Origin of the sequence: Umezawaea sp. NPDC059074 (assembly GCF_042738955.1) — a bacterium.
Classification (GTDB): Bacteria; Actinomycetota; Actinomycetes; order Mycobacteriales; family Pseudonocardiaceae; genus Umezawaea.
In genome coordinates this window covers 1-11,405 of sequence record NZ_JBHYHC010000211.1, presented here as the reverse complement: position 1 = coordinate 11,405, position 11,405 = coordinate 1, and the positions used below count along the sequence as shown (strand labels likewise).

Here is an 11,405-nt window from a genome sequence, read left to right as displayed (position 1 = left end):
ATGGTTTTGTCGCCGGGCTTCGCCACTTATCCGGCCGGGGGGGCGATGGCCGGGGGCCGGGTCGGTGTCGGATCAGATGTTCTGGTTCGCGAAACCCTTGGTCGCGATCTTCGACAACATGCCCTGCCACACCGACGAGCTGGTGTGCGGGTCGCCGGTGACCGCGAGCGCGGACTTCAAGCCGTTGAACGCGTTCTGCGTGTTCGGCCCCCAGATGCCGTCGATCGCCAGGCCCGAGGCGCGGAAGTTGTTGCAGGTGGCCTGGACGAACTTGGTGTCGGACTCGGAGTCCTTGAGCACGCGGACCGGCATGCCGCCGAAGTCGGAGTGGATGTGGTCGGCGTGCTCGGCGTTGTACCAGCCGTCGAGCACGTAGCGGAACCGGCGGCGGCACACGGCTTCCGTGGCGAGGTAGCGCTTGCGGGTCGCGGCGGTGCCCGACGCGTGGGCCTGGTCGAGCGGCGAGATGGTGTTGCCGCCGGACCAGCGCACGTGGTCGAGGTCCATCGCGGTGCCCGCGCCGTGCTGGCCCTCCTTGTCGACGTAGAAGCCCGCCGACACGATGTAGCTGATCGAGCCGTAGCTCGCCGACAACGACCGCAGGTCGCGGATCCACGCGACGAGCGCGGTGTAGAACGCGTCGGTGACCTGCCAGTTGCGGGCGGTGGTGTTGCCGCGGTTGGACCGCCAGTAGTAGACGGGCGTGCCGTCGATCTTCTGGAACGTCATCAGCGCCAGCGCGCTGGGCGCGGCGGCGAACTCGGACTCGCGGTGCTGGTCGGCGATCTTCGGATCGGCGGCGGCCAGCCCCGGCGCGATGGCGGACAGTCCGGCGAGCCCCGCGACGGCCGCCGCGCCCGTGACGAAACCACGCCTCGAGAGGTTGTTCTCGAACACCTGCACTCCTCTGCGTCCTTGGCCGGCGGGAGCAGGGGAAGGGCCTGCCTCACCACCCGGCGCGACGGAGTCTATGGACGGCGTTCAGGGCGGGGAACCGCACTTGAACAGGCATTTTCCCGTTTCTTTACCGGCTGGGACGCCGCGGGGAGCCGATGAGTTTCGCCGCGGCGCGAGGTCACCACTGCCAGGAGCGCCGACCGGACCGGCGCTCCCCCACCCGAAGGAGACCCGTGGCGAAGCTCCTCTACTCGATGATCACCTCCCTCGACGGCTACGCCGAGGCGGCGGAGGGCGGCCTGGGCACCGGGGCCGAGGACCCGGAGGTGCACACGTTCGTCAACGACCTGTTCCGCCCGGTCGGCACGTACCTCTACGGCAGGCGGATGTACGAGACGATGGTCTTCTGGGAGACCGCGGACACCGGGCCCGACGTGCCCGAGCACATCCGGCAGTACGCCCGCGACTGGCGAGCCGCGGAGAAGGTCGTCTACTCCACGACCCTGGAGTCGGTGTCCAGCGCGAAGACCAGGATCGAGCGGTCCTTCGACCCGGACGTGGTGCGCGACCTCAAGGAGAGGGCCGACCACGACCTCACCGTCGACGGCCCGACCCTCGCGGCCCAGGCGATCAGGGCCGGTCTGGTGGACGAGTACCACCTGTTCACCACGTCGAGCGTCGTCGGCGGCGGCAAGCGGTTCTTCCCCGACGGCGTCCGCCTCGACCTCGACCTGACCGACGAGCGCGCCTTCGCCAGCGGACTCGTCTACACGCGCTACCGGACGCGGTCCTAGACTCCTCGCGGGGTTCGCCCGGCCCCACGAGAACTCCTTGGGGGACAACACCTTGGCGACGACGATCGTGAACGCGAAGGTGTTCGACGGCACGGCGGCGCGGGACTGGACCTCGGTCCGGTTCGACGACGGCCTGATCACCGACTGCTCGACCACCTCGACCGCCAGGGATGGCGACGAGGTGGTCGACGCGGCGGGCGGCACCGTGCTGCCCGGTCTGGTCGACACCCACGTGCACCTCGCGCCCGGCGCTCTGGCGCAGTCGTTGACCTTCGGCGTCACGACCGTCCTCGACATGTTCAGCAAGCCGGACATGGTGGCCGAGTCCAAGGAACGAGCGACGTCCTCGGACGTGGCCGACGTGCGGTCCTCCGGAATCGGCGCCACCGCGCCGGACGGGCACCCGTCGTTGATGTACGCCCCCTTCCCCACGCTGACCGCCCCCGACCAGGCCGAGCGGTTCGTCGCCGACCGGATCGCGGAGGGCTCCGACTACCTGAAGGTCTTCTCCGGCACCGGGGGCCTCTGGCCGTCGTTGGACGCCGACACGATCCGGGCGCTGGTCACCGCCGCGCACGCCCGCGGCCTGGTCGTCATCGCCCACGTCAGCTCGACGGCTGGCCTGGAGGAGGTCGTGGCCGCCGGTGTCGACGTGGTGGCCCACGTCCCCGTGGACGCCGACCTCGACCAGGCGTTGGTGGAGCGCTTGGCGGAGGCGGGCATCGCGGTCGGTCCGACGCTGGCCACCATCGAGAACACCCTCGGCGAACCGGGCGGCGCGGCGGTGGCGGGCGACCCTCGGCTCGCCGAGGCGCTGGGCGACACGTGGACCCGACGACTGGCCTCGGGCGTCCCCGTGATGCGCGGCCGGGTCCTGCCGCCCTACTCGCGGGCCGAGGACACCGTGCGCCGACTGGCCGACGCGGGCGTCACCCTGCTCGCGGGCACCGACGCGCCGAATCCCGGAACCGTGTTCGGCGCGAGCCTGCACCGGGAGCTGGAACTCCTCGTCCGGTGCGGCGTCGCCCCGGCGCGGGCGCTGGCCGCCGCCACCGCCGAACCGGCGCGGGTGTTCGGCCTCGCCGACCGCGGCCGGGTCGCGGTCGGCCTGCGGGCCGACCTGGTCCTCGTGGCAGGCGACCCGCTGGCGGACATCACCGCGACACGGGCGATCGAGCGGATCTGGCGGGCTGGCACGCCCTGCGACCGCCGCTCCTTCGTCGCGAGCGCCGCCGAGGCCGCCCAGCTCGACGCGTTCGACGCCCAGGTCGCGAAAGCCGTGGCGGCCGTGCGCGCCCGCCGGTCCGTCCGCTGACGCTCAGCCGCGCACGTGCAGGCCGAAACCGCTGCGGCCCTCGGGTTCCAGGCCTTCCTTCAGGTGCAGTGAGGGAATCTCGTAGTCGCCGAAGTTCTGCCGCCGGAACGGGATCGGCTCGGTGGTCTCCAGCGCGAGCAGGCGCTGCTCCCACGCCTTGGCGGCCACGGCGTAGTCCTCCGCGGACATCCGGTCCACGCTGTGCAGCACGAACGGCGGCAGCACCTCGACGCCGGTGTAGTGGAGGACGCCGTGCTGGATCGGGAACAGCAGGTCCTCGATGGGGCCGTTGATCCCGCGGGCCGAGTAGTGCGCCTCCGGACCGCCCGCGGTCACCGACAGCAGCCCCCTCCGGCCCGCGAGGGTGCCCTCGCCGAAGCGCTCGCCGTACTTGGTGTCGCTGTGCTCGCCGACGCCGTAGGCGAAGTTGAGGGTGAACACGCGGTCCATCCAGCCCTTGAGGATCGCGGGCACCGTGTACCACCACAGCGGGAACTGGAAGATGATCGTGTCGGCCCACAGCAGCTTCTCCTGCTCGGCCAGGACGTCCGGGGTGAGCGTCCCCGCGTCGAAGGCGCGGCCCGAGTCCGCCGCCACCCGCAACGGGCTGGAGGCGTCGGGGCCGTAGTCCGCCGCGTCCACGACGGCCTTCCAGCCCATCGCGTGCAGGTCGCTCACCCGCACCTCGTGGCCCGCACCCTCCAACGTGGACACGGCGAGGTCCTTCAGCGCTCCGTTCAACGACTTCGGCTCCGGGTGGGCGTGGACGATCAAGGTCTTCACGGTGTCTCCTTCGGATCGGGTGCTGCCGATCCTGCGGGCCGCGAGGCCCGGCGTTCAGGGGCTCCTCTTCCACCGGACGGGGGTTCCTGGTATCGGCAGGACCACCCTCACCGGGGCCCGCGAAGCCATACTGGGCGCATGGACGATCTCGCGGGCTTCCTGCGGACTCGGCGGTCCCGGATCGACCCCGCGAGCGTCGGCATCCCCACCGACCGGCACCGCAGGGTCGAGGGGCTGCGGCGCGAGGAGGTCGCGCACCTGTCCGGGGTCAGCGTCGACTACTACGTGCGTCTGGAGCAGGGCCGCGCGACCCAGCCGTCCCAGCAGGTGTTGGACGCGCTCGCCCGCGTCCTCGGCCTGGACGAGACCGAGCGCGGGCACCTGCGCAGGCTCGCCTGCCAACGCCCGCGCCGCACCAGGCCGTCGAGCGGGCGGATCCGGCCGGAGCTGCTGCGCGTCCTCGACCTCGTCACCGACGCGCCCGCGCTGATCATGGACCACCGGATGGACGTGCTCGCCGCGAACCGCCTCGCGAGCGCCCTCTACGGCCTGCCGATCCCCGGCCTGAACACCGCGAGGCACATCTTCCTCGAGGAGAACGAGCGCGGCCTGTACGCGGACTGGGACAGCTGCACCCTCGACGTGGTCGGGCACCTGCGCCTGGCTGCGGGCAAGCACCCCGACGACCCTCGCCTGGCCTCGGTCATCGGCGAGCTGTCGATGGGCAGCGAGCGCTTCCGCCGCCTCTGGGCCCGCGCGGACGTGCGCGCCCGCGGCCACGGCCGCAAGGCGTTCCAGCACCCGCTCGTCGGCCTGCTGGAACTGCACCAGGAGAACTTCGCGCTGCCGGACGGCTCGGGCCAGGAGCTGCTGGTGCTGTCCGCCACTCCCGGCAGCCCCTCCGAGGACGGGCTCCGGCTGCTCGCCGGTCTCGGCGCGACCAGCGACCACCCGCGCGCCGCGGTGACCCCACGGCCGTAGGAACGGTCGCGTTTCGGGGCGAATAGGCGCTTTGGGACCGGTGTCCTTTTCGGTTCTTACCGTCTTGACAGGCGGCAATCCGGAACTTAATCTCCGACAGCGCCGCCGAGAATTCAGAATGGAATTGTTCACATATCTGAACGAAAGGGCGGGCGAAGTCCCTGTTTCCCTTCGCCCGCTTTACCCTGCGAAAGGACGCAAAGATGCGCTTGCGCGCTCTACTCGCCTTTGTCGCGGTCCCTGCCCTGCTGGTCGGTACCGCGTACTCCGCACAGGCAGCCAATCCGGCCGTCGCGCCCGGCGGGAACTTCGACCTCTCGGTCTGGCAGTTGCAGGAGCCGGTGGGGTCGCCGGGTTCGCCGACGACCATTTCCTCGTCACGGCTGCAAGGCTCGAACGGATTCCAGGACTCGTACTTCTACACCGACAAAAAAGACGGCGCGATGACGTTCTGGGCGCCGGAGAAGGGCGTCACGACGCCCAATTCGAACTACGCCCGGTCGGAACTGCGGGAGATGAACCGCAGCGGGTCGGCGGCGAACTGGTCGCTGTCCGGGACGCACAAGCTGAGCGCCACGCTGCGCGTGGTCTCGGTGACGTCCAACGTCTGCGTCGGCCAGGTCCACCTCGGTTCCGGCGGCTCGTCGACGAAGCCGCTGCTGGAGCTGTACTACCGCGCGAGCGGTGACATCGTGCTGGGCACCGAGAACTCCCCCGACGGCGGCCAGACCCCGCACACGGTGGGTCATGTGGCCGTCGGCAAGACCTGGTCGTACACGATCGGCGTCACCGGCAACACGATCAACCTGACGGTGAACGGCACGACGACGCACTACAGCATCCCGTCGTCGTTCAACCAGTACAAGCAGTACTTCAAGGCGGGGTCGTACAACCAGTCGTCCTCCGACAGCACCACCAAGGGCGCGCGAGTCGCGTTCTACTCGCTCTCGGTCTCGCACAGCTGACCCGCGCGGGGCGGGAATTCCCTCCCGCCCCGCTCCGGTCGCCCACTGATCGACGCACGGCCTTCCGGGAGAATCAGGAAAAGGTCGGCGGTCCGTTCGAAGATTCGCCCTTCTCCTCCCGCACAGCACCGGCGCGGTGACGGGATCTCCGAATCATCGCGACCGAAGCGGAGAATCAGGAAAAGGGCGAGCCGTGACGGCCGTTCCCCGGTTCGCCACGCACCCCGCCGAAGCCGGACGCGCCATTCCTGACACAGCCCGATCAGTTCACCGCGCGGGCGTAGCGCTCGCCGAGGACGCGGAGGTGCTCGACGAGGGCGGGCGGCTCGGTGACGTGGAAGTCCAGGCCGAGCATCCCGATGTAGACGGCGATCAACTCCAGGCTGTCCGCCCCGGTCAGCAGCACCGACGTGGACTCGTCGACCGCCTCCACCACACCGACGGTCGGGTTGATCCGCGCCAGCACGTCCTCCGCGGATGCGAACACGGTGATGCTCGCGTGCACCTTCCAGCCCGCCGTGGCCACGTCGCGCAGGACGAACGCCGGGTAGTCCCCGCCGGGCAGCGGCGTCGGCGGGAAGCGGCGGCCGGTCGCCATCCGCAGCGTGAGCCAGTCGACCCGGTACGTGTGCCACGCGCCCGTCTCCGGTCCCCGCGCCACGAGGTACCAGTGCCGTTCCCAGCTCACCAGCCGGTACGGCTCCACCAGCACCGGCCAGTCCCCGAACGGCGCGGAGGCGTCGTTGCGCCGCGGCGCGTCGTCCGGGCGGGCCGGGGCCGGGTAGTCGAACCGGAGCAGTGCCGAGTCGCGGATCGCCGCCGCGATGGCCGCCAGCACGGTCGCGCCCACCACGGGGTCCGGGACGTTGCCGTCGGTGTTCGACGGCCCCTCGGCCATCGCCTGGTGCAGGGCGGTCACCTGCCGCCGCAGCCGGTGCGGCAGGACCTGCTGGAGCTTCGCCAACGCCCGCGTCGCACTGTCCTCGATGCCCGCGACCCCGCGGCCGGCCCGCAGCCCGATCGCGACCGCCACGGCTTCCTCGTCGTCGAGCAGCAACGGCGGCAGCTTCGCCCCCGCGCCCAGCCGGTAGTGCCCGGCGGGCCCGCGCACGGCCTCGACCGGGTACCCCAGTTCGCGCAGCCGGTCGACGTCGTTGCGGACCGTCCGCCCGGTGACGTTCAGCCGCTCGGCGAGTTCGGAGCCCGGCCACTCCGGCCGCGACTGCATCAGTGCCAGCAGGGCGAGCAACCGGGAAGAAGTCTCCAACATCCGCCGACTATATAGGAACCAAGTGTTCCTATAGGGCTTCTAGCGTATGAGTCATGACGAACAACGAGATCCGCCCCTTCCGCGTCGAGATCCCCGAGGCCGACCTGGCCGACCTCGACGTGCGCCTCGCCCGCACCCGGCTGCCCCGGCCCGCCCCCACCGACGACTGGGAGTACGGCACCCCGAACAGCTACCTCGGAGAGACCGTCGAGCACTGGCGGACCGCGTTCGACTGGCGCGCGGAGGAAGCGCGGATGAACGAGTTCCCGCAGTACCTGACCGAGGTCGACGGGCAGACCGTGCACTTCGTCCACGTGCCGTCGAAGGAGGAGAACGCGACCCCGTTGCTGCTCCTGCACAGCTACCCCGGCTCGTTCGCCGAGTTCCTCGACCTGATCGGCCCGCTCACCGACCCCGTCGCCCACGGCGGTGACGCCGCGGACGCGTTCTCGGTCGTCGTGCCGTCGATCCCCGGCTTCGGGTTCAGCACCCCGCTCACCGGCGGCGGCTGGACGATGAGGAGGGTCGCGGAGACGTTCGACGAGCTGATGCGACGGCTCGGCTACGACTCCTACGGCACGCACGGCAGCGACGCGGGCGCGATGATCTCCCGCGAGTTCGGCCTGCTGAAGCCGGAGGGCTTCCTCGGCCTGCACGTGCTCCAGCTGTTCTCGTTCCCGTCCGGGGACCCGGCGGAGTTCGAGAAGCTCGAACCGAAGGACTACGCCGCGCTGGAGCACCTGAAGTGGTTCCAGTCGGTCGGCGGCTACAACCAGATGAACGCCACCCGCCCGCAGACCGTCGCGGTCGGCATCGCCGACTCGCCGGTCGGGCAACTGGCCTACAGCGAGCTGTTCACCAACTTCGGCAACGGCACGAGCCTCGTGACGCCCGACCAACTCCTGACCCAGGTCACCCTCTACTGGTTCACGAACACCCAGGCGACCGCCGGGCGCTACCACTTCGAGGAGGCCAAGGCCGCCCGCGAGCCGGAGGTGAACACGTCGCGGACCGGCGTCGCCGTCTTCGCCGACGACTTCAAGACCATCCGCGCGTTCGCCGAGCGGGACAACTCCGCGATCGTGCACTGGTCGGAGTTCCCCGACGGCGGCCACTACGCCGCGCTGGAACGCCCGCAGGCGCTCGTCGGCGACCTCCGGACCTTCTTCCGCTCGTAGCACGCGGCGAGGGGAAGGCGTTCCGGAAACGCCTTCCCCTGCGGAAGACGTGCTCGACGTCGCAACCGGCGCGGTGGCGCACCGCGCCGGGGCCGTCACCCCACCGGGGTGTCGAACGCCTTCTCGTCGAGGAAGCCGCCGGACTGGTGGCGCCACAGCTTCGCGTACGTGCCGCCCGCGGCGAGCAGTTCGCCGTGGGTGCCCTGTTCGACGATCCGCCCCTGGTCGAGCACGATCAGCCGGTCCATCCGCACGACCGTGCTCAACCGGTGCGCCACGACGATCGCGGTGCGGTCCTCCATGAGCCGCCACAGCGCCTCCTGGACCAGCACCTCGCTCTCCGAGTCCAGCGCGCTGGTCGCCTCGTCCAGCAGCAGGATCGGCGCGTCGCGCAGGATCGCGCGGGCCAGCGCCACCCGCTGCCGCTGGCCGCCGGACAGCTTGACGCCGCGTTCGCCGACCATCGTGTCGAACCCGTCGGGCAGCGCGTCGGCGAACTCCGTCACGTGCGCGGCGTGCGCGGCGCGGCGGATCTCCGCGTCGGTCGCGCCCGGCCGCGCGAACGCGATGTTCTCGCGCAGGGTCCGGTGGAACATGGCCGGGTCCTGCGGCACGTACGCGATCAGCCCGCGCAGGTCGGCCTGGCGCAGGCGGGCGATGTCCTGGCCGCCGACCAGGATGCGGCCCCGGTCGACGTCCATCAGCCGCAGCAGCAACCGGGTGAGCGTGGTCTTGCCGCCGCCGGACCGGCCGACCAGCCCGATCCGCGTGCCCGCCGGGATGTCCAGGTCGAGCCCGTCGAACAGCGGTTCGCCGCCGCCGTGCCCGAACACGACCTCCTCGAACCGGACACGGGAGTCCTTGGCGCGCAGCAGCTCCGGCTGCGACGGGTCGAGCACGGTCGGCGGGTCGAGCAGCAGCTCGGTGAACTGGGCGGCCTCGGTGAGGGCGCTCTCCACCTGCCGGTAGATCTGGTTGAACTCGAACATGATCCGGGTGGCGTTGCCGAAGTACGCGAACGTCACCACGATCGCCTCCACACCGAGGCCGCCGCTCACGCCGACCGCCACCGCAAGGCCGAGCGCGTTGGTCAGCACGGACAGCGGCGCGATCACCGTGTCGATGCGCAGGTTGCCGTAGTCCCACGACCGCAGCATCAGCGTCCGCTGCTCGGCCGCGCGGGTCCGGTGCTCCGCGCTCTCGCGCGGTTCGGCGGCGAACGCCCGCACTGTCTCCATGTTCGTGAGGGTGTCGGAGATGTGGCCGGACACCCGCGCGATGGCGGCCTCGCGCCGGTCGACCAGTCGTTGCCTACGGCGGATGAGTGGCGCGACCACGAACCCCGTGACCAGGATCAGGCCCAGCAGCACCACGACCAGCAGCGGGTCGTAGTTCCACAGCACGACGCAGGCGAAGCCGAGCGGGATCAGGTTCGCGAACACCTTGAACGCCAACGCGTCCACGAAGTCCTCGAAGCGGAACGCGAAGCTCAGCGCCCGTTTGGTGAGCGACCCGGCGAAGTTGTCGTGGAAGAACGCCGCGTCCTTCTCCAGCAGCTCGTCCATGGCGAGCGCCGACAGGTGCTCGATGCCGCGCCCGTCCGTGCGGTTGAGGCAGTGAATCCCGATGCGCCACAACACTTCCGACAGCAGCATGAGGCCGCCGAAGGCGAGCACGTACGGCAGCACGGCGGCGAACCCCGTGACGCCGCCCGACGCGAGCCGCCCCACGAGCGCGCCGACCGCCAGCGGCGCGAGGTAGAGCTGGCACGTGACGCCCAGCGCGGGCGCCACGAGACCACCGACGGCGACGAGCCCGTGACGCCGCAACTCCTTGCCGTACAAGCGCAAAGCGAGCAGCACCGCAGTCCTGCGGACGGGTTTCTCCGTCACTGGCACGACCATCCGACCCCCTCCCGGCACTCCCATCGTGCCGCAGGAGGTCGTTCCGGGGTTACCGAATATCAGCTCACCGGTTCCAGGACCGCTCGTAGAGCTGGACGCCGTTCGCGTCGCGCGCCACGGCGTGGACGACGAGCGGTTCGGGCCGCGCCTGGGGGCCGGTCACGTCGTACGGCGGGACGAGGAACGCGAAGGTGCGGCCCGCCACCGTGACCGGTTGCGGTGGTCCGCCGCTGAGGCTGATCTCCATGGTCGCGACCTCGGGGCGCAGCTCGCCCCCGACGATCATGCGGTCGCCCTCCACGGCGGTGTCGACGTTCATCACGGCGGGCGCTCCGCTGTTCACCAGGAGGGTCCGGACGGCCTCGGTCCGCTCCCCGTCCGACCGGCACGCCACCAGGCTGTCCGTGCTGCGGCCGAGCACGAGCCGACCGCCGGGGTAGGCCACGAGCGCCCCCGGTTGGTAGGAGTCCGGGTCCGGCAGCGGCCGGGACGACCGGGCCAGGCAGTCGCCGAGCGCCTGGCCCGCGTCGGACGCGCGGTCCGGCGCGGGGCCGTCAGGCCGGTCGCGCACCAGGACCGCGGGCACTGCGGGCGCGCTCAACTCCCGGACGGCGGTGGGGTCCTCCGAGTCGATCTCGTTGACGGTCATCCGCGTCCCGGTCAGGTTCACCCCCGCACGCCCGACGAACAGGTGGTCGCCCGACTCGGTCTTGAGCGAAACGCTGCCGTTCGGGCCGGTGCCCTTGAGCGCGATCCGGCTCCAGTCCACGTCGGTGACCCCGGCGACCACGCCCTCGCGGCTGTACAGGAGGGCTGCGGTGCCGGACGTCGGCGCGGCGTTCGGGTCGGTCACAGTGGCCGTGGTGGCGGTGGTCTGGCAGAACAGCGGCTTGCCGTCCGCGCGGGCGGCGACCACGCCGACCTGGGAGTCGCCCGCGGTGAACACGGCCGTCCAGCGCGAACGGTCGGGGTAGCGGTCGGCAACGCCCTGCTGCCGGACGGCGTCCCAGCAGCGGTCCAGCGCGACGCCTGCGACCGCCTGGTCCACCGTCGTGCCCGCCACCGGGACCGGGCGCCGCGGCGTCGGCGGTGCCTCGTCGGGTGTCTGCCTCAGCACGAGGACCGTTCCGCCGAACAGCACCACGGCGGCCGCCACCGCGAGGAGCCTGCCGGGGACCGCGCGGCGTGGACGGCGGTTCAGGGCCGCCTCGGCCTCGGCGCGCAACCGGTCCCGCTGGTCGGCGGGCAGCGCACGGCGGGCGGCGATCTCGTCGATCGGGACGTTCTCCCACCGCACACGGGCGAGGCTCGCGTGCAC

Annotated in this window: 10 protein-coding genes; 5 read left to right on the top strand and 5 right to left on the bottom strand. The window is 71.2% G+C overall.

The features are described 5' to 3' along the window. Nucleotides 1-72 precede the first annotated feature (72 nt). Nucleotides 73-897, bottom strand: a complete 825-nt coding sequence (locus ACFWW9_RS44005) for an extensin family protein (protein WP_390389239.1) — start codon at nucleotides 895-897, stop codon at nucleotides 73-75. 233 nt (nucleotides 898-1,130) lie between these two features. On the opposite strand from ACFWW9_RS44005, the gene ACFWW9_RS44000 reads away from it, so the two are divergent. Both ACFWW9_RS44000 and ACFWW9_RS43995 read left to right on the top strand, forming a co-directional pair. Beyond that, a complete protein-coding gene (locus ACFWW9_RS44000) occupies nucleotides 1,131-1,691 on the top strand; it encodes a dihydrofolate reductase family protein (RefSeq protein WP_390389237.1) in 561 nt (186 codons plus the stop codon). A gap of 52 nt (nucleotides 1,692-1,743) precedes the next feature. Next, the gene (locus tag ACFWW9_RS43995; RefSeq protein ID WP_390389236.1) at nucleotides 1,744-3,006 is read left to right on the top strand and encodes an amidohydrolase family protein; all 1,263 of its coding nucleotides are present in this window, start codon (nucleotides 1,744-1,746) and stop codon (nucleotides 3,004-3,006) included. A 3-nt stretch (nucleotides 3,007-3,009) separates the two neighbouring features. Here the strand turns inward: ACFWW9_RS43995 and ACFWW9_RS43990 are convergent, their stop codons facing one another. Next, on the bottom strand, nucleotides 3,010-3,789 hold the full coding sequence (locus tag ACFWW9_RS43990) for an NAD(P)H-dependent oxidoreductase (protein WP_390389234.1): 780 nt from the start codon (nucleotides 3,787-3,789) through the stop codon (nucleotides 3,010-3,012). Nucleotides 3,790-3,927: 138 nt separating this feature from the next. Between ACFWW9_RS43990 and ACFWW9_RS43985 the strand changes: the two genes are divergently transcribed. Both ACFWW9_RS43985 and ACFWW9_RS43980 read left to right on the top strand, forming a co-directional pair. Continuing rightward, on the top strand, nucleotides 3,928-4,770 hold the full coding sequence (locus tag ACFWW9_RS43985; protein WP_390389233.1) for a helix-turn-helix transcriptional regulator: 843 nt from the start codon (nucleotides 3,928-3,930) through the stop codon (nucleotides 4,768-4,770). Nucleotides 4,771-4,973: 203 nt separating this feature from the next. Continuing rightward, nucleotides 4,974-5,735 carry a polysaccharide lyase family 7 protein gene (locus tag ACFWW9_RS43980; protein WP_390389232.1) on the top strand — a complete coding sequence of 254 codons (762 nt, stop codon included), beginning with the start codon at nucleotides 4,974-4,976 and terminating at the stop codon, nucleotides 5,733-5,735. Nucleotides 5,736-5,997: 262 nt separating this feature from the next. Here the strand turns inward: ACFWW9_RS43980 and ACFWW9_RS43975 are convergent, their stop codons facing one another. Beyond that, a complete protein-coding gene (locus ACFWW9_RS43975; protein WP_390389230.1) occupies nucleotides 5,998-7,005 on the bottom strand; it encodes a helix-turn-helix transcriptional regulator in 1,008 nt (335 codons plus the stop codon). A gap of 53 nt (nucleotides 7,006-7,058) precedes the next feature. Here ACFWW9_RS43975 and ACFWW9_RS43970 point away from each other — a divergent pair, with 53 nt between their 5' ends. Further along, nucleotides 7,059-8,183: an epoxide hydrolase family protein gene (locus ACFWW9_RS43970; RefSeq protein WP_390389228.1), complete on the top strand. Its 1,125-nt coding sequence runs from the start codon at nucleotides 7,059-7,061 to the stop codon at nucleotides 8,181-8,183. A 95-nt stretch (nucleotides 8,184-8,278) separates the two neighbouring features. Here ACFWW9_RS43970 and ACFWW9_RS43965 read toward each other — a convergent pair whose 3' ends face one another. Both ACFWW9_RS43965 and ACFWW9_RS43960 read right to left on the bottom strand, forming a co-directional pair. Next, a complete protein-coding gene (locus tag ACFWW9_RS43965; protein ID WP_390389226.1) occupies nucleotides 8,279-10,087 on the bottom strand; it encodes an ABC transporter ATP-binding protein in 1,809 nt (602 codons plus the stop codon). A 64-nt stretch (nucleotides 10,088-10,151) separates the two neighbouring features. Continuing rightward, nucleotides 10,152-11,405, bottom strand: a 1,254-nt coding sequence (locus ACFWW9_RS43960) for a hypothetical protein (RefSeq protein WP_390389225.1), incomplete at its 5' end; no start/stop codon positions are given.

What these genes read in the sequence shown, in the direction of transcription:
- ACFWW9_RS43970 (WP_390389228.1), top strand. Translation starts at nt 7,059, where the DNA reads ATGACGAACAACGAGATCCGCCCCTTCCGCGTCGAGATCCCCGAGGCC.
- ACFWW9_RS43985 (WP_390389233.1), top strand. Translation starts at nt 3,928, where the DNA reads ATGGACGATCTCGCGGGCTTCCTGCGGACTCGGCGGTCCCGGATCGAC.
- ACFWW9_RS43980 (WP_390389232.1), top strand. Translation starts at nt 4,974, where the DNA reads ATGCGCTTGCGCGCTCTACTCGCCTTTGTCGCGGTCCCTGCCCTGCTG.
- ACFWW9_RS43975 (WP_390389230.1), bottom strand. Translation starts at nt 7,005, where the DNA reads ATGTTGGAGACTTCTTCCCGGTTGCTCGCCCTGCTGGCACTGATGCAG.
- ACFWW9_RS43965 (WP_390389226.1), bottom strand. Translation starts at nt 10,087, where the DNA reads ATGGTCGTGCCAGTGACGGAGAAACCCGTCCGCAGGACTGCGGTGCTG.